Raw genomic sequence first — 17854 nt, 5'->3', positions numbered from 1 at the left:
ATTCGTTGCGCCCTTTTATAACGCGATATGCGAGGCCAACAAGGTATAATTATGGTCAGCACAACTACTCAGCCGTCCGGTGAATACTTACTGGAAATGACCGGTGTCAACAAGTCATTCCCCGGGGTTAAGGCACTCGATAATGTTAATTTAAAAGTTCGTCCTCACTCTATTCACGCGTTAATGGGTGAAAACGGTGCGGGTAAATCAACATTATTAAAATGCCTTTTTGGGATCTATCAAAAAGATTCCGGCAGTATTCTTTTTCAGGGAAAAGAGATCGATTTCCATTCAGCGAAAGAAGCGCTGGAAAACGGTATCTCAATGGTTCACCAGGAGTTAAACCTGGTTCTGCAACGTTCGGTTATGGATAATATGTGGTTGGGGCGCTATCCAACCAAAGGTGTTTTTGTCGATCAGGATAAAATGTATCGCGACACCAAAGCCATTTTTGATGAGCTGGATATTGATATCGACCCGCGCGCACGCGTCGGGACATTATCGGTTTCCCAGATGCAGATGATCGAAATTGCCAAAGCGTTCTCCTATGATGCCAAAATCGTGATCATGGACGAACCAACGTCGTCATTAACGGAAAAAGAGGTTAATCACCTTTTTACCATTATTCGTAAGCTGAAAGATCGCGGCTGCGGCATTGTCTATATCTCACATAAAATGGAAGAGATCTTCCAGCTGTGCGATGAAATCACCATTCTGCGCGACGGCCAGTGGATTGCCACCCAGCCGCTGGAAGGGCTGGACATGGACAAGATCATCGCCATGATGGTCGGTCGTTCTCTGAACCAGCGCTTCCCGGATAAAGAAAACAAGCCAGGCGAAGTGATTCTGGAGGTGCGTAACCTGACCTCGCTGCGTCAGCCGTCCATTCGTGATGTCTCTTTCGATCTGCACAAGGGCGAGATTCTGGGCATCGCAGGGCTGGTAGGCGCGAAGCGCACCGATATCGTAGAAACCCTGTTTGGCATCCGTGAAAAGTCGGGCGGCACCATTACGCTGCACGGCAAGAAAATTAATAACCACAACGCTAACGAAGCCATTAATCATGGTTTTGCGCTGGTGACGGAAGAGCGCCGCTCGACCGGCATTTATGCGTATCTCGATATTAACTTTAACTCGTTGATTTCGAATATCCGTAACTATAAAAGCAAAATCGGCCTGCTGGATAATTCCCGTATGAAGAGCGATACCCAGTGGGTGATTGACTCCATGCGCGTGAAAACGCCGGGGCACCGCACGCAAATCGGTTCACTCTCGGGAGGGAACCAGCAGAAGGTTATTATCGGCCGTTGGTTATTGACCCAGCCTGAAATCCTGATGCTGGATGAACCTACGCGCGGTATCGACGTTGGTGCAAAATTTGAGATTTACCAGCTGATCGCGGAGCTGGCCAAAAAAGATAAAGGGATCATTATTATTTCTTCCGAAATGCCGGAATTGTTAGGGATCACAGACCGTATTCTGGTTATGAGCAATGGTCTCGTTGCCGGTATTGTTGACACCAAAACGACAACGCAAAACGAAATTTTGCGTCTTGCGTCTTTGCACCTTTAAGATCAGGGGCTCCTCATGAGTGCGTTAAATAAAAAAAGTTTTCTCACTTATCTGAAAGAAGGCGGTATTTACGTTGTTCTTTTAGTCTTGCTGGCAATTATTATTTTCCAGGACCCTACGTTCTTAAGTCTGCTGAACTTGAGTAACATTCTGACCCAGTCTTCCGTGCGTATTATTATCGCGTTGGGCGTGGCGGGGCTTATTGTTACCCAGGGGACTGACCTTTCGGCAGGGCGCCAGGTCGGTCTGGCGGCGGTCATTGCGGCGACCCTGTTGCAGTCGATGGATAACGCCAACAAGGTGTTCCCGGAGATGGCGACCATGCCAATTTTCGTGGTGATCCTGATTGTGTGCGCCATCGGTGCGGTGATCGGCCTGATTAACGGCATCATCATTGCTTACCTGAACGTGACGCCATTCATCACCACGTTGGGTACGATGATCATCGTTTACGGTATTAACTCCCTGTACTACGATTTCGTCGGCGCGTCCCCGATCTCTGGCTTCGACAGCGGCTTCTCGACCTTCACGCAGGGGTTTGTTGCGCTGGGCAGCTTCCGTCTCTCCTATATCACCTTCTATGCGCTGATTGCGGTGGCGTTCGTCTGGATCCTGTGGAACAAAACCCGCTTCGGTAAAAACATTTTCGCCATCGGTGGCAACCCGGAAGCGGCGAAAGTCTCCGGGGTCAACGTTGCGCTGAACCTGCTGATGATTTATGCCCTGTCCGGCGTGTTCTATGCCTTTGGCGGGATGCTGGAAGCGGGCCGTATCGGCTCTGCGACCAACAACCTCGGCTTTATGTACGAACTGGATGCGATTGCGGCCTGCGTGGTCGGCGGCGTCTCCTTCAGCGGCGGCGTGGGTACCGTGCTGGGCGTGGTGACCGGTGTGATCATCTTCACCGTAATCAACTATGGCCTGACCTACATCGGCGTGAACCCGTACTGGCAGTACATTATCAAGGGCGCGATCATCATCTTCGCGGTTGCCCTGGATTCACTGAAGTACGCGCGTAAGAAGTAAGTTCTTCAGAATGAAAAGGCCCGCTCACGTAGCGGGCCTTTTTTTGCCCGGTGGCGCGACGCTTACCGGGCCTACAAAATCGCGATCGTAGGTCGGGTAAGGCGAAGCCGCCACCCGACATCAGTTATTACTTCTTCTGCATTTCCAGCAGCTGCTCCGGCGTCACCGCCGGATAACCTTGCGCATTTTCAGGCACTTCATGCATCGCCGGGATTGGCACCAGCGGGCCTAAGAAGCGCGGTTCACGCTTGAACAGGTACAGGTCAGCCAGCGCGCCAAAACGGGCGCCAAACTCACGTACTCGTACGCTCAGCATATCTTTTGGCGACGGCACGGCGTAGCACTGGGCCTGGATCCCCATATGCAGGGCGATAAACAGCGCCCGCTCGCAGTGGAAACGCTGGGTGATGATGATGAAATCGTTGGTGTCGAACACCTTGCGGGTACGCACGATGGAATCAAGGGTGCGGAATCCGGCGTAGTCGAGCACGATATCGGCCGGGTCGACGCCTGCGGCAATCAAATCTTTGCGCATCGTCACCGGCTCGTTATAGCTTTGCAGGGCGTTATCGCCGCTTAACAGCAGATAGTTCACCTTACCGCTGTTATAGGCGTTCAGCGCGCCCTGAATACGATATCGGTAATACTGATTGATGACGCCGGTGCGGTAATACTTGGCGGTACCAAGCACGACGCCAACCTGTCGGTAGGGGAGGTCCTGAAGATCGTCAAAAATGTAGGGGGCTGTTTTCCAGCTCATCCAGCGGTCGAGACCCAGCACGATCAACAGCAGTATGCCGACCAGGACAGACAGGCTGTAAAACACGCGCTTTAACATGCAGATGGCTCGTACCGATGATGAAATTTCCCTCAGGCTACTGTACCCGCCTGGTTAGCGCAAGAAACAGCGAATCAACTGAGGGGTTTTTCGTCAGACTGGCGGGCATTTCTGCCCGCCGGGACGATCAGGCAAGCAGCACGCGGTCGATGGTTGTACAGCCCAGCGCTTTCAGCGTGGCTGCGGTTGCGTCCCACTGGATCAGCGGCGCATCGGCAATTTCAGCCAGGATCGCGCGCTGAATATCCGGATAGTCATACCCGTTCAGGCTGAGCAGGTTCAGAGCGCCCTGAAGCGGAGGCAGCGTCGGGTTGAACGCGGCATTCTCAGCATAGCTCCCGGTGAAGATGCGACCGTCGCGGCACTGAAGGGCGACGCCGCTTGGGGATTTACTGTACGGCGTGTGACTTTTGTTGGCCGCAGCAATGGCCGCTTCGCTGAGCGCATCCCCAGAGAGCGCATATCCGTGGTTCTGCTCGTCCATCAGCAGGGTTTTGATCCCAAGATCTTTCGGGCCGAAAGCGTCGGGCAGGTAATCGCCCAGCGTATGCGGCGCGCGGCCCGGCAGGTTGATACGCAGTTCCAGCCCGCTGTTCAGCTCATTCATAAACTGGCGGCAGTGGCCGCAAGGGGTGTAGTTGACGGTAATGGCGCGCAGGGCTTTTTCACCGCGCAGCCAGGCGTGACTGATTGCGCTCTGCTCCGCGTGAACGGTTTGCTGCATGGTCGCACCGAGAAACTCCATATTCCCGCCGAAGTACCAGGTCCCGCTTACGCCGCGCGCAATCGCGCCTACGTTAAAATGGGAAAGGTCTGCGCGGGCGCAGGCAGCTGCCAGCGGCAGCAGGGCGAAAGCCAGCGCGTCTTCGTCCAGCCCCGTTGCCTGCTTAAGCCTCGTGACCTGATCTGCCGTCAGCAGGGCGGGGAAATGCGCATCCGCCAGAACCGGAGCCAGGGCTGATTGCAAATTCTCTGCAAGCTGGGAGAAAGCAGCTTGAAAACGTGGATGCATGACGTTGCCTCATCAAGGTTAATGGATCGGTAGTGTACGGAGCCGAACGGCCTTTATATGTGATCCAAATCTCATTATGTGTGCAACTTATGAAATGAAAATGAAATTTGCGCGACGCATCGCAAATTTTAGCCCATCACGGCCAGAATAATCGGGAAGATGAACGGCGCGACCAGGGAAGTAATAATCCCGCAAATCACCAGCGCCAGAGAGCTGAATGCCCCTTCCTGATAATCCAGTTCCGCACAGCGTGCGGTGCCCAGCGCGTGCGAGGCGGTACCCATCGCCAGACCGCGCGCCGCTTTGGTGCGTATTTTCATGATGTTCAGCAGCGTATGGCCAAACACCGCCCCCAGGATACCGACAAAAATCACGCATACGGCGCTAATGGCCGGGATGCCTCCGATGCTGCCGCCCACGGCCATGGCGATCGGCGTGGTCACGGATTTTGGCAGGATAGAGGCGGCAATCTGCGGCGACGCGCCCATCAACAGGGCCACTGACGTGCCGGTGATCATCGCCACCAGGCTACCCACAAAGCAGATGGTGATGATGGACTTCCAGCGCGCTCGGATCTGATGCAGTTGCTCATATAAAGGAAACGCCAGCGCCACCACGGCAGGCTGCAATAAATCGTTGAGGATTTTGCTCCCGGCGAAGTAACGTTCATAAGGTATGCCGGTGAACAGCAGAAAAGGAATGATCACCACCATGGCGACCAGCAGCGGGTTCAGCAGTGGCATTTTAAAACGAACCGCGAGCTTACGGGCAGCGAAGAACACCGCCAGGGTTAACGGCAGGGACCACCAGATATTTTCCATCATTTTTTTGTTTTCTCCCCAACCACTTTACGTTCGCCATGCACAATATGTGAGCTCCAGCTGACCACCAGAAAAACCACCAGCGTACTGATGGCGCAGGAGACGACTATCGGGCCGAATTGCGCTTTAAGCACATCGTAATACTGCATAACCCCAACGCCGATAGGCACAAAAAGCAGGGCCATATAGCGAATGAGAACGAAGCACCCCGGGTTGACCCATTTCGCGGGCAGCACCTGTAATGCCAACAGCACAAAGAGGATCAGCATGCCGATAATGCTGCCGGGTATGGTAATCGGCAGCAGCGACGCGATAAAAATGCCAGCGTACAGGCAGGCATAAATCAGGACGAAGGCCCGAAGGTATTGCCAGAGAGTATTCAGTGATTTGCTCATGGTGAAAGTCCTTGCTGAGACGTATTCATCATACAATTAAACCTGAAAATGTGCCACGGATCACAACATGAATTTTGAGCATAACAGCCATTCCTGAATGGAACGCCGGGCTTTCCACAGTCATAGAGAGCAGCTACTATAGCGCGTCTTTTTTCACAGGTACTCAGAATGCGTGTTTTACTGGCCCCGATGGAAGGCGTGCTCGACTCGCTCGTGCGCGAGCTGCTGACCGAGGTGAACGATTACGATCTCTGCGTGACGGAGTTCTTGCGCGTGGTCGATATGTTGCTGCCAGAAAAATCATTTTATCGCCTCTGCCCGGAGCTGCATCGGCAGAGCCGCACCCCCTCCGGTACGCTGGTGCGCATTCAGCTGCTCGGTCAGTATCCTGAGTGGCTGGCTGAAAACGCCGCCCGTGCGGTCGCGCTTGGCTCGTACGGCGTCGATCTTAACTGCGGCTGTCCGTCAAAGCTGGTTAACGGCAGCGGCGGCGGGGCAACGTTGCTCAAGGATCCGGAGCTGATTTATCGCGGCGCAAAGGCCATGCGTGAGGCGGTGCCATCGCATCTGCCGGTGACGGTCAAAGTGCGTCTGGGATGGGACAGCGGGGATAAGCAGTTTGAAATTGCCGATGCGGTGCAGCAGGCGGGCGCCACCGAGCTGGTGGTGCACGGGCGTACCAAAGAGGATGGCTACAAAGCCGAGCGCATTAACTGGCAGGCGATTGGCGAGATCCGCAAACGCCTTACCATTCCCGTTATCGCCAACGGCGAAATCTGGGATTACGAGAGCGCACAGGCGTGTCTGAAAGCCACCGGCTGTGATGCGGTGATGATTGGACGCGGCGCGCTGAACGTGCCGAACCTCAGCCGGGTGGTGAAGTATAATGAGCCGCGTATGCCGTGGGCTGAGGTGGTGAAACTCCTGCAAAAATACACGCGGCTGGAAAAGCAGGGCGATACCGGGTTGTATCACGTTGCGCGTATCAAACAGTGGCTGAGCTATTTGCGTAAAGAGTACGGCGAAGCGCTGGGGTTATTTCAGGAGATCCGTACGCTACAGACGTCTGCGGATATTGCCCGCGTCATCCAGTCGAAGGGTTGAGCCAGGCGTGAATACCTTTGCCCGGCGCGCAGCCGGGCAGAAGAATCAGAAAATCATCTTGAATACGCCGGTTACCACCAGCAGCCCTATCAGAAATATAATCAAAATAACCCACAATAATATTTTCATTCGCCTCTCCTGCGTATGTCTGTCGTGAGTAAGTGTAGCAGCCAATTCATAACTAGCATGAATACATGAAATTAAATCATAGTCTTGGGGAATAAATTTCCGGATATGAAAATGTATAACATTATGCGGATTGCCACGCGTTACTAAAAAACGGAACGCCAGTAAGCGTAAGTTGCGCCTTTATTTTTTTTGAGTGCATGGCGTAATGAAACGTTCCCTTACTTTATCTCTGAGTGCTCCCCTGATTTTTATGCTGGCCGCCTGTGCGCCGGAACATGCCACGGTATCACCAATTAAAACGCAAGCCACCGCCGCCGCTGTAAATACCCAGCTGAACCATGCCGACTGGCCGAAAAGCGAATGGTGGAAAGATTATAATGACCCCCAGCTCAACTCGCTTATCGCCAAAGCGATAGCGGATGCGCCGGATATGCAAATTGCCCGGCAGCGTATCACCCTGGCGGAAGCGCAGGCGAAAGCCGCTGTCGCCGCTGATGGCCCACAGCTGGACTTTTCCGCCGATGTTGAACGGCAAAAGATGTCGGCAGAGGGGCTGATGGGACCGTTCGCCCTGACCGACCCGGCGGCGGGAACAACCGGCCCCTGGTATACCAACGGCACCTTTGGCCTGACGGCGGGTTGGGATCTGGATTTATGGGGGAAAAATCGCGCCCAGATTGAGGCCCGCATTGGTAAAGTGAATGCGCAAAAAGCGGAGCTGGAGCAGACCCGCCAGCTGCTCGCCAGCAGCGTCGCGCGGCTGTACTGGGAATGGCAGACCGAGGCCGCCGTGGGTGACGTGCTCACGCAGATCAAACAGGAGCAGGAAAATATCATCGGCGCCGATCGTGAACTCTATCAGCACGGGATCACCTCCTCCGTAGAGGGCGTTGAAACGGATATTAATGCCAGCAAAACCGATGAACAGCTCGCTGACGTGCACGGCAAAATGAAGGCCATTGAGGCGCGTCTGAACGCGTTGACCAATACCCCTTCGATCACGCTCGCCCGGCATGCACTACCTGACGTAGAGGCGTCGCTGCCGTCAACGCTCGGCTATGAGCTGCTGGCTCGCCGCCCGGATTTGCAGGAGGCGCACTGGTATATCGAAGCGTCCATGAGCGAAGTGGAGGCCGCCAAAGCCGCGTTCTATCCCGACGTCAATTTGATGGCGTTCTTGCAGCAGGATGCGTTGCACCTGAGCGATCTGTTCCGTTCTTCCGCGCAGCAAATGGGCGTGACCGCGGGTCTGACCCTGCCAGTCTTTGACAGCGGTCGGTTAAATGCGAACCTGGATATCGCTCAGGCGCAGAACAACCTCTCCGTGGCGAACTACAACAAGGCCGTAGTGGAGGCGGTAAACCAGGTCGCCCGGACGGCCAGTGAAGTGGAAACCCTGACCGCTAAAAATCAGCACCAGCGGAAGGTCGAAAAAGACGCCGCACGCGTCGTTGGACTGGCGCAGGCGCGCTTCAGCGCGGGGATCATTGCCGGCTCCCGGGTGAGTGAAGCAAAAATTCCGGCGCTGAAAGAGCAGATTGCCGGATTAATGCTGCAAGGCCAGTACGTGGACGCCACGCTACAGCTCACGTCCGCGCTGGGCGGTGGATATCATCACAGCTAAAATCGCGCATTATCTATACTTACCTCTTTGCAGATTTTCAGGAGGTGAGTATGACGCGAGTCGCAATTGTTACCGCATCGGATTCAGGGATTGGTAAAACGACGGCCCTGATGCTGGCCGAACGCGGGTTTGATATCGGGGTGACCTGGCATTCAGATGAAAAAGGGGCGCTGGAAACCTGCCGTGAGGTTGAAGCGCGCGGTCAGCGTGCCGAGGCCATCCATCTTGACCTGGGCACGCTGCCGGAAGGCGCAAAGGCCATCGAAACGCTGATTTCCCGCTTCGGGCGGCTGGACGTGCTGGTTAACAATGCCGGGGCGATGAACAAAGCGCCTTTTCTGGAACTGTCGTTTGATGACTGGCGGAACATTTTCACCGTTGACGTGGACGGCGCGTTTCTCTGCTCGCAAATCGCGGCGCGTCAGATGGTGAAGCAGGGGGAAGGGGGGCGAATCGTGAACATCACCTCGGTTCATGAACATACGCCGCTGCCGGATGCCAGCGCCTACACCGCCGCAAAGCACGCTCTGGGCGGGTTAACCAAATCAATGGCGCTGGAACTGGTGCAGCATAAGATCCTGGTGAACGCCGTCGCCCCCGGTGCGATTGCCACGCCGATGAACGATATGGACGACAGCGAAGTTAAAGAGGGATCTATGCCGTCAATTCCGCTGGCGCGCCCCGGCCACACCAAAGAAATTGCCAGCCTGGTGGCCTGGCTATGCGACAGCGACGCCAGCTATACCACCGGACAGTCGTTTATCGTCGATGGGGGTTTTATGCTGGCGAACCCGCAGTTTAAGCCAGCGGAATAAGCATTCCCCTCACCCCGGGAGAGGGCCGGGGTGAAGGGCAGCAGGCCGCACTCACTCTTCATCCCGGCGCTTTTCACGATGCTTCAGCCACAGCCGCACCCCAATCACCGCCACAACCACCAGGATCAACCACGCCCAGTGCTTCAGGTGCTGGTCAAGATTATGCAGCCACGGGCCAATCACTTCGCCACCCGCGTAGCCAAGCGTGGTGAAAATCAACGCCCAGGCAATCGCCCCGATAATGTTCAGCGGCAGGAAAATTTTCGGCGGTAAGCGGCTCGCGCCAATCAGTATCGGCCCAATGATGCGAAAACCGTACATAAAGCGGGTGCCAATCACGAAAAGATAAGGATGTCGCTGGATCAGCCGCTGGGCGCGGCGAATTTTCTTCTGATGTTTAGCAAAACGGTGCAAAAGCGTCGGGCCAAAACGCAGCCCCAGAAAGTAGAGCAGCTGATCGCCAATCATACCGCCCAATGCGACGGCGGCGACCACCAGCGGAAATTTCAGCAATCCCTGATGTGCGGCCACCCCGCCCAGCAGCGTGATGGTTTCGCCCTCTGCCACGCTGCCGATCACCAGCGCGGCGTATCCATATTGTTCAATAAGACCGTTGATATCCATTAAGTAAACGTCGTCTCCCTTACTGTGCCTGCGTTAATCATATACCCCATCCATCAACCGCGCGGCAATCAACGGAAATTTCCCACTGTACATAAAATAATCTAAAGCCTGCATTATACTTAAGCTATCGCTGACGGGCCGACAACAAGGGGGCGTTATGAACCATGTCTGGGGACTTTTCTCCCATCCCGATCGTGAAATGCAGGTGATCCGTAACGAGAACGAAACCGTCGCGCATCATTACACCCACCATGTCCTGCTGATGGCAGCGGTGCCGGTGATCTGCGCGTTTATAGGTACTACGCAAATCGGCTGGAACTTTGGTGACGGCACCGTGGTTCAGCTTTCCTGGTTTACCGGACTGTACATGGCCATTCTGTTCTATGGCCTGATGCTGGCCGGGGTGGCGGTGATGGGGCGGGTCATCCACTGGATGGCGCGTAACTATCCGCAGCGCCCGTCGCTGGCACACTGTATGGTCTTCGCCGGATACGTCGCGACCCCGCTGTTCTTAAGCGGTATTGTCGCGCTCTATCCACTGGTCTGGTTGTGCGCGCTGATCGGTACGGTAGCCCTCTTTTACACCGGTTATCTGCTGTATGTGGGGGTTCCCACCTTCCTGAATATCAATAAAGAAGAGGGCCTGAGTTTCTCCAGCTCAACGCTTGCCATCGGCGTGCTGGTCCTGGAGGCGCTACTGGCCCTGACGGTTATTCTCTGGGGTTATGGATACCGTCTCTTTTAAGTGCCCTGCATTGCTGGCGTAAATGCCAGCAATGCAGCATCTGGTCACGATTCTCCGCTGGCGACAACGCACGGCGGCCGCTATGATGCCAAAGCCAGCCTGCGTTTATCCGTCGACGCAGGCGGTGTACGTCATCACGTGCGTGAATCATTATCAGAAGTCTCATCATGCTGAAATTCCGAGTGTCACTCCTTAGTCTTGCGCTGCTGTTCGGCGTGTCCGCTACCGCGCCAGCCATCGCCAAAACGCCCGCAGTCGCAACAACCGCTGCGCAACCCCAGATTGCCTCCGGCAGTGCGATGATCGTTGACCTGAACACCAACAAGGTCATCTACGCCAGCCACCCGGATCTGGTGCGCCCGATAGCCTCCATAACCAAAGTCATGACCGCGATGGTGGTGCTGGATGCACGACTGCCGCTGGACGAAAAGCTGAAAGTGGATATCAGCCACACGCCAGAGATGAAAGGGATCTACTCTCGCGTGCGTCTGAACAGTGAAATCAGCCGTAAAAATATGCTGCTGCTGGCGCTGATGTCCTCAGAGAACCGCGCGGCGGCGAGCCTCGCCCACCATTATCCTGGCGGTTACGACGCGTTTATCCGCGCGATGAACGCGAAAGCCAAATCGCTGGGGATGAAAAATACCCATTTCGTGGAGCCAACCGGTCTGTCGATCCATAACGTCTCGACGGCGCGTGACTTAACAAAGCTGCTGATCGCCAGCAAGCAATATCCGCTGATTGGTCAGCTCAGCACCACGCGTGAGGAGATGGCGACCTTCTCAAGCCCGGCGTATACGCTGCCGTTCCGCAACACTAACCATCTGGTGTATCGCGATAACTGGAATATTCAGCTAACCAAGACCGGATTCACCAATGCGGCAGGCCACTGCCTGGTGATGCGCACCGTGTTTAACGGTAAGCCGGTGGCGCTGGTGGTAATGGATGCCTTCGGCAAATACACCCACTTTGCGGATGCGAGCCGCCTGCGAACCTGGATTGAGACCGGGAAAGTGCAGCCGGTGCCGGCTTCAGCACTGGCGTATAAGAAGCAGAAAGCGGAACAGATGGCGACGGCGCAGAACGACTGAGCCATTAGCGTGTGCCGGGTGGCGGCTTCGCCTTACCCGGCCTACAGCGGCCTCGACACGTAGGCCCGGTAAGCGAAGCGCCACCGGGCGAAAGCGCCTTACTCAGGCAGCGTCCAGTCACCGTCGTTGAGCGGGCGCTGCATCATCACCGTGTCCCGCCAGTCGCCTTTTTTATATCCCACACTTCTGAGCTGACCCACAATGTCGAAACCGTGCTTTTTATGCAGCCGCAACGACCCGGGGTTATTTTGCCCGTCGCCGACCACGGCTATCATCTGCCGCCACGGTCCTTGTTCACACCGGGCGATCAGCGCCTGGAGTAAGATCGAACCAAACCCGCGGCCGGTAGTGCTGGCATCCACATAAATGGATTCTTCAAGGGTATATCGATAAGCCTGGCGCGGACGATAAAACGTGGCGTAGCAGTAGCCGACGACGATGCCGCGATATAGCGCGACCAGCCACGGTAACCCGCTGTCGGTCACGTTTTTTATCCGCTGGCGCATCTCATCGACGGTTGGAGGAACTTCCTCAAAGGAGGCACGTCCATGAAGCACGTGCCAGGCGTATATTGCCGAGATAGCATGCGCATCGTCAGGAAGGGCGTCGCGCACCTCGATTTCGGTTTCGGGTAAACTCTCTACAGCCGACATGTTCTGCCCGCTCCTCGTTTGGCAAGCCAGAGAAACGTTTCTCTGGCAATAAGCCGTTACTCTAGTACGTTTGAGGAGCGCTTAACAATCTCTTAATTTTGGCTAGAGGCGTTCATCAGAGGATGGCGTAATGTGCTGCTCTGGTTCGGCACTCTCTTTCCAGTATTTCTTCCGCGTTGTCTTACCAATACCGGGGTTCATACTGTTTGTCGGGTCATTTTTGCGATAAAACTGTGTAAGCGTCTCCGGCGCTTTATACAAATGCCCCACGTTGTGCTCGGCAGGATACTGTGCGCCACGCGCGTGCAGCAGCGCGAGCATCTGCTCTTTCAGCGCATGCGCATCAACGCCTTTTTTGACGATATAATCCTGGTGGAAGACATAGCACATAAAGTGGCCGTAATAGAGCTTGTGCACCAGCTTGCTGTCGATCTCCGGCGGCAGGTGTTCAAACCACTCGGTATCGTTGCGACGCAGCGCGATATCCAGCGCCAGAATATCTTCCACCTCTTCGGAATGGACGGCCTGATAACGGATAGCAGCACCCGCCGCGGCGAAGCGGTGCAGGAAGGCTTTGCTGCCTTCTTCCGGCGTACAGGCGAAGAAATCCCCGTCGGCAGTTTTGAAGAACTCGGTAAGCCAGCTCTGCGCTTCGGCAATGCCGTCCCCGGCCATTTTCAGCAGCAGGTGATGCTCATACTTGTCACGCCAGGTCTTCATCCGCTCAGGTAAATGCGCCGGGAAGACGTTGCCCAGCTTCTGCATAAAGCGGTCGGTAAAGTGCGGCTTGAACAGCGACACTTTCTCCAGCATTGCGTCGGTGCGGCCCTTCATGGTGAAGAAGAACGGCATTTTGTCGGTGCCGAGCTTGTCGATCATCAGGAAGGTGTCTTTGCCGTAGCGTTCGGCGATGTCGTAAATGTCCTGGTGCATATACTCGCCCGCCACCGGCAGGTGCGTGAAGTCGGCCAGAATATGACGGCGGATCTCCGTCAGCACCTCCGGCTGATTGGTGCCGATGTAAAACACCTGCTGCTTTTTCTCTGCCGGGAAGGTATCAAGGCGCACCGCAAACACCGCCAGCTTGCCCGCGCAGCCGGAGGATTCAAACAGGCGATCCGGATCGGCGTTATAGCGCGCCGGCGTATCGGCGTCGATATCGCGCACGCGGGTGATGTAATCGTGGTCGTGCGCGTGGCGGCCATCGTGCTGAACGTCTTCATCCCTCACGCGGTCGTCGTCGAGCTTGCTGAGGATCTGCTCTGGCGTTACGCCCAGATCGATACCCAGATGGTTTACCAGCGTCAGCTTGCCGTTTTCATCGATACGGGCAAACAGCGACATTTCCGTGTACGCCGGGCCGCGCTGCACCAGCGAGCCGCCGGAGTTGTTGCAGATCCCGCCGATCACCGAGGCGCCAATGCACGACGAGCCGATCACCGAGTGCGGTTCGCGTCCCAGCGGCTTAAGCGCTTTTTCCAGCGAGTAGAGCGTGGTGCCGGGGAAGGCGAGCACCTGTTCGCCTTTGTCCAGCAGGTGCAGTTTGTCGAGGCGCAGGGTGCTGATAATCACGATGTCACGATCGTAATCGTTGCCGTTCGGCGTGGAGCCTTCGGTCAGGCCGGTATTCGCAGCCTGCATTAAAATAATCTTGTCTGCCGCAACGCAGGCGCTCAGCACGCGCCACAGTTCGAGCAGCGTGCCGGGGAAGACCACTGCCAGCGCGTCGCCCTGTCCGGAGCGAAAGCCCTTACGGTAGCGGGCGGTTTTGGCCGGGTCGGTAAGCAGGTGAGAGTGACCCACCAGGCGCGACAGTTCGTTAATAAAAGTAGTGTTATCGTCAGTTCGAACAGAAGACATCTTCCACTCCTTGTGGTGGGGCAAATTTCTCGCTGTAAAGCATAGCGCGATTAGCCGTTAAGCGGTCGGGTATTCATGAGAAAAATCAGAGAATAACCCTGCACGGGTTTACGGGTTTGTGGCACACTGCGATTTTCGTACGGTCTGGCCGGGTGCTTCCCGCGGTTATTGATGAGGGAGAATAACAACATGAAATGGCTATGTTCTGTAGGTGTTGCCGTCAGCCTGGCGCTGCAACCTGCGCTGGCAGAGGATTTGTCTGGTAATCACCCGCTCACGCCTGAAGCCCGCGACGCCTTTGTCACGGATTTACTCAAAAAGATGACGGTCGATGAGAAAATCGGCCAGCTGCGCCTGATCAGCGTCGGCCCGGATAACCCGAAAGAAGCGATCCGCGAGATGATCAAAGAGAGCCAGGTCGGAGCGATTTTTAACACCGTTACCCGTCAGGATATCCGCGCCATGCAGGATCAGGTGATGCAGCTCAGCCGCCTGAAAATTCCTCTCTTCTTCGCCTATGACGTGGTGCACGGCCAGCGTACCGTCTTCCCGATCAGCCTTGGCCTGGCCTCCTCGTTTAATCTTGATGCGGTGAAAACCGTCGGGCGCGTGTCGGCATATGAAGCCGCAGACGACGGCCTGAACATGACCTGGGCGCCGATGGTTGACGTCTCCCGCGATCCGCGCTGGGGCCGCGGCTCGGAAGGCTTTGGTGAAGATACCTGGTTAACCGCCACGATGGGCAAAACCATGGTGGAAGCGATGCAGGGCAAAAGTCCGGCGGATCGTTACTCGGTGATGACCAGCGTCAAGCATTTCGCCGCCTACGGCGCGGTGGAGGGCGGCAAAGAGTACAACACCGTCGACATGAGCCCCCAGCGTCTGTTCAACGACTACATGCCGCCGTACAAAGCGGGACTGGACGCGGGCAGCGGCGCGGTGATGGTGGCGCTGAACTCGCTGAACGGCACGCCTGCCACCTCCGATTCGTGGCTGCTGAAAGACGTGCTGCGCGACCAGTGGGGCTTTAAGGGCATCACCGTTTCAGACCACGGCGCGATTAAAGAGCTGATCAAGCACGGCACGGCGTCTGACCCGGAAGATGCGGTACGCGTGGCGCTCAAGTCCGGCATCAACATGAGCATGAGCGACGAGTACTACAGCAAATACCTGCCGGGGCTGGTGAAGAGCGGCAAGGTGACGATGGCGGAGCTGGACGATGCCGCGCGCCACGTGCTGAACGTGAAATATGACATGGGGCTGTTTAACGATCCGTACAGCCACCTGGGGCCGAAGGAGTCTGACCCGGCGGACACTAATGCCGAAAGCCGCCTGCACCGCAAAGAAGCCCGCGAAGTGGCGCGCGAAAGCCTGGTGCTGCTGAAGAACCGTCTCGAGACGCTGCCGCTGAAAAAATCCGGCACCATTGCCGTGGTCGGCCCGCTGGCCGACAGCAAGCGTGACGTGATGGGCAGCTGGTCCGCCGCGGGCGTGGCCGATCAGTCCGTGACGGTGCTGACCGGTATTAAAAGCGCCGTGGGTGATAACGCAAAAGTGGTTTACGCCAAAGGCGCGAACGTCACCGACGATAAAGACATCGTTACCTTCCTTAATCAGTATGAGGAAGCGGTGAAGGTCGATCCGCGCACGCCGAAGGAGATGATTGACGAAGCGGTAAACGCCGCGAGGCAGTCTGACGTGGTGGTCGCCGTGGTGGGTGAAGCGCAGGGGATGGCGCACGAAGCCTCCAGCCGTACCGACATCACCATTCCGCAAAGCCAGCGCGACCTGATCGCGGCCCTGAAAGCCACCGGCAAGCCGCTGGTGCTGGTGCTGATGAACGGTCGTCCGCTGGCGCTGGTGAAAGAAGACCAGCAGGCTGATGCCATTCTGGAAACCTGGTTCGCCGGTACCGAAGGGGGTAACGCCATCGCCGACGTGCTGTTTGGCGATTACAACCCGTCAGGCAAGCTGCCGATGTCCTTCCCACGCTCCGTCGGGCAGATCCCGGTTTACTACAGCCATCTGAACACCGGTCGTCCTTATAACGCCGACAAGCCGAACAAGTACACGTCTCGTTATTTCGATGAGGCGAACGGCCCGCTGTATCCGTTTGGCTACGGCCTGAGCTACACCACGTTTACGGTCTCTGACGTGAAAATGTCGGCCCCGACCCTGAAGCGTGATGGCAGCGTGACCGCCAGCGTGGATGTGACCAACAGCGGCAAGCGCGAAGGCGCGACGGTGATCCAGATGTACGTGCAGGACGTTACGGCCTCCATGAGCCGTCCGGTGAAACAGCTGCGCGGATTCGAGAAGGTCAACCTGAAGCCGGGCGAAACCAAAACGGTCAGCTTCCCGATTGACGTGAATGCGCTGAAGTTCTGGAATCAGCAGATGAAATACGATGCCGAGCCGGGCAAATTTAACGTCTTCATCGGCGTGGATTCCGCCCGCGTGAACAAAGCCGAATTCGAACTGCAATAATCCTACCTTCCTTCCCATCCCCCGCCCGGCGGGGGATGCCTCTCATCTTCTACTAAAAACGGTTAAATTCCCTGTTTTAAGCTACGCTTTTCTCTCAAGCCTATGAAAAAGGCCGCAAAATAATGAGGAAAGCAGAATGACGATGATTAAGGGGATAACAGGATCGGCGGTGCTTCTGGCGGCGCTGAGCCTGCCGCTACAGGCCGCAGAGCCGGTAAAAGTGGGTTCCAAAATTGATACCGAAGGCGCGTTGCTCGGCAATATCATTTTGCAGGTGCTCGACAGTCACGGCGTAAAAACGATCAATAAAGTTCAGCTTGGCACCACCCCTGTCGTGCGCGGTGCCATCACTTCCGGCGAGCTGGATATCTATCCGGAATACACCGGCAATGGGGCATTCTTCTTCAAGGATGAAAACGATCCGGCCTGGAAAAATGCCAAAGCCGGGTACGAAAAAGTCAAAAAGCTGGATGCGGAAAAAAACAGGCTGGTCTGGCTCACGCCAGCACCCGCTAACAACACCTGGACCATCGCGGTGCGCAAAGATATCGCCGAGAAAGGCAAGCTCACCTCGCTTGACGATCTCAGCCGCTACCTGAAAGAGAAGGGCGAGTTTAAGCTCGCGGCCTCGGCCGAGTTTATCGAGCGCGCGGATGCCCTGCCGGCGTTTGAAAAAGCCTATGATTTCAAGCTCGATCAGGCGCAGCTGCTCTCCCTGGCGGGTGGCGACACGGCGGTGACCATTAAGGCCGCAGCGCAGCAAACCTCCGGCGTCAACGCGGCGATGGCCTACGGCACCGACGGCCCGGTCGCGGCGCTTGGCCTGCAAACCTTAACCGACCCGAAAGGCGTTCAGCCGATTTACGCCCCAACCCCGGTCGTGCGTGAGGCGGTCCTGCAAGCCTACCCGGATATCGACAAATGGCTGAAACCGGTGTTTGAAAAACTGGATGCGAAAACGCTGCAACAGCTGAATGCCAGCATTGCCGTTGAGGGGCTGGATGCCAAAAAAGTGGCCGCCGACTTCCTGAAACAACAAGGGCTTGTGAAGTAACGGG

Annotated in this window: 16 protein-coding genes; 9 read left to right on the top strand and 7 right to left on the bottom strand. The window is 56.1% G+C overall.

What is annotated here, in order from left to right:
- Positions 1 to 51: 51 nt before the first annotated feature.
- Together mglA and mglC are read left to right on the top strand one after the other, a co-directional pair.
- On the top strand, positions 52 to 1572 hold the full coding sequence (gene mglA / locus IM300_RS04520) for a galactose/methyl galactoside ABC transporter ATP-binding protein MglA (protein WP_063450316.1): 1521 nt from the start codon (positions 52 to 54) through the stop codon (positions 1570 to 1572).
- A gap of 15 nt (positions 1573 to 1587) precedes the next feature.
- Entirely contained in the window at positions 1588 to 2598 is a 1011-nt protein-coding gene (mglC, locus tag IM300_RS04515; RefSeq protein ID WP_193035495.1) for a galactose/methyl galactoside ABC transporter permease MglC, read from the top strand.
- A gap of 127 nt (positions 2599 to 2725) precedes the next feature.
- On the opposite strand, the gene sanA is transcribed toward mglC, so the two are convergent.
- The 4 genes from sanA to IM300_RS04495 form a co-directional block, all read right to left on the bottom strand.
- Positions 2726 to 3436 (bottom strand): outer membrane permeability protein SanA, encoded by a 711-nt coding sequence (gene sanA / locus IM300_RS04510; protein ID WP_063450315.1) that lies wholly within the window; start codon positions 3434 to 3436, stop codon positions 2726 to 2728.
- A 127-nt stretch (positions 3437 to 3563) separates the two neighbouring features.
- Complete coding sequence (cdd, locus tag IM300_RS04505; RefSeq protein WP_193035493.1) at positions 3564 to 4448, bottom strand: cytidine deaminase; 885 nt, start codon at positions 4446 to 4448, stop codon at positions 3564 to 3566.
- Positions 4449 to 4576: 128 nt separating this feature from the next.
- Complete coding sequence (locus IM300_RS04500; RefSeq protein WP_063450313.1) at positions 4577 to 5272, bottom strand: CidB/LrgB family autolysis modulator; 696 nt, start codon at positions 5270 to 5272, stop codon at positions 4577 to 4579.
- The gene (locus tag IM300_RS04495; RefSeq protein WP_063450312.1) at positions 5269 to 5664 is read right to left on the bottom strand and encodes a CidA/LrgA family protein; all 396 of its coding nucleotides are present in this window, start codon (positions 5662 to 5664) and stop codon (positions 5269 to 5271) included. The genes IM300_RS04500 and IM300_RS04495 overlap by 4 nt, the downstream gene beginning before the upstream one ends.
- Before the next feature lie 168 nt (positions 5665 to 5832).
- Here IM300_RS04495 and dusC point away from each other — a divergent pair, with 168 nt between their 5' ends.
- From dusC to IM300_RS04480, 3 genes are all read left to right on the top strand, one after another.
- Positions 5833 to 6768, top strand: coding sequence for a tRNA dihydrouridine(16) synthase DusC (dusC, locus tag IM300_RS04490; RefSeq protein ID WP_063450311.1), 936 nt, complete (start codon positions 5833 to 5835; stop codon positions 6766 to 6768).
- A 334-nt stretch (positions 6769 to 7102) separates the two neighbouring features.
- Complete coding sequence (gene mdtQ, locus IM300_RS04485) at positions 7103 to 8521, top strand: multidrug resistance outer membrane protein MdtQ (RefSeq protein WP_193035491.1); 1419 nt, start codon at positions 7103 to 7105, stop codon at positions 8519 to 8521.
- 50 nt (positions 8522 to 8571) lie between these two features.
- A complete protein-coding gene (locus IM300_RS04480; RefSeq protein WP_074177786.1) occupies positions 8572 to 9336 on the top strand; it encodes an SDR family oxidoreductase in 765 nt (254 codons plus the stop codon).
- A gap of 51 nt (positions 9337 to 9387) precedes the next feature.
- Here IM300_RS04480 and IM300_RS04475 read toward each other — a convergent pair whose 3' ends face one another.
- The gene (locus IM300_RS04475) at positions 9388 to 9960 is read right to left on the bottom strand and encodes a DedA family protein (protein WP_063868313.1); all 573 of its coding nucleotides are present in this window, start codon (positions 9958 to 9960) and stop codon (positions 9388 to 9390) included.
- Between the two features lie 157 nt (positions 9961 to 10117).
- Between IM300_RS04475 and IM300_RS04470 the strand changes: the two genes are divergently transcribed.
- Both IM300_RS04470 and pbpG read left to right on the top strand, forming a co-directional pair.
- On the top strand, positions 10118 to 10705 hold the full coding sequence (locus tag IM300_RS04470) for a Yip1 family protein (protein ID WP_193035489.1): 588 nt from the start codon (positions 10118 to 10120) through the stop codon (positions 10703 to 10705).
- Positions 10706 to 10872: 167 nt separating this feature from the next.
- Positions 10873 to 11796: a D-alanyl-D-alanine endopeptidase gene (gene pbpG, locus IM300_RS04465; RefSeq protein ID WP_063868315.1), complete on the top strand. Its 924-nt coding sequence runs from the start codon at positions 10873 to 10875 to the stop codon at positions 11794 to 11796.
- 98 nt (positions 11797 to 11894) lie between these two features.
- Here pbpG and IM300_RS04460 read toward each other — a convergent pair whose 3' ends face one another.
- Both IM300_RS04460 and dld read right to left on the bottom strand, forming a co-directional pair.
- Positions 11895 to 12449, bottom strand: coding sequence for a GNAT family N-acetyltransferase (locus IM300_RS04460; protein WP_063868316.1), 555 nt, complete (start codon positions 12447 to 12449; stop codon positions 11895 to 11897).
- Between the two features lie 102 nt (positions 12450 to 12551).
- Positions 12552 to 14309 (bottom strand): D-lactate dehydrogenase, encoded by a 1758-nt coding sequence (gene dld, locus IM300_RS04455; RefSeq protein WP_107533383.1) that lies wholly within the window; start codon positions 14307 to 14309, stop codon positions 12552 to 12554.
- Between the two features lie 189 nt (positions 14310 to 14498).
- Between dld and bglX the strand changes: the two genes are divergently transcribed.
- Both bglX and IM300_RS04445 read left to right on the top strand, forming a co-directional pair.
- Positions 14499 to 16796: a beta-glucosidase BglX gene (gene bglX / locus IM300_RS04450; protein WP_193035487.1), complete on the top strand. Its 2298-nt coding sequence runs from the start codon at positions 14499 to 14501 to the stop codon at positions 16794 to 16796.
- A gap of 136 nt (positions 16797 to 16932) precedes the next feature.
- The gene (locus IM300_RS04445; RefSeq protein ID WP_063868319.1) at positions 16933 to 17850 is read left to right on the top strand and encodes an ABC transporter substrate-binding protein; all 918 of its coding nucleotides are present in this window, start codon (positions 16933 to 16935) and stop codon (positions 17848 to 17850) included.
- Positions 17851 to 17854: the final 4 nt, after the last annotated feature.

The organism is Enterobacter cloacae complex sp. I2 (genome assembly GCF_014896205.1).
Taxonomy (GTDB): domain Bacteria; phylum Pseudomonadota; class Gammaproteobacteria; order Enterobacterales; family Enterobacteriaceae; genus Enterobacter; species Enterobacter quasihormaechei.
The sequence above is the reverse complement of the archived record's forward strand: the minus strand, read 5'-3'. Positions and strand labels throughout refer to the sequence as shown.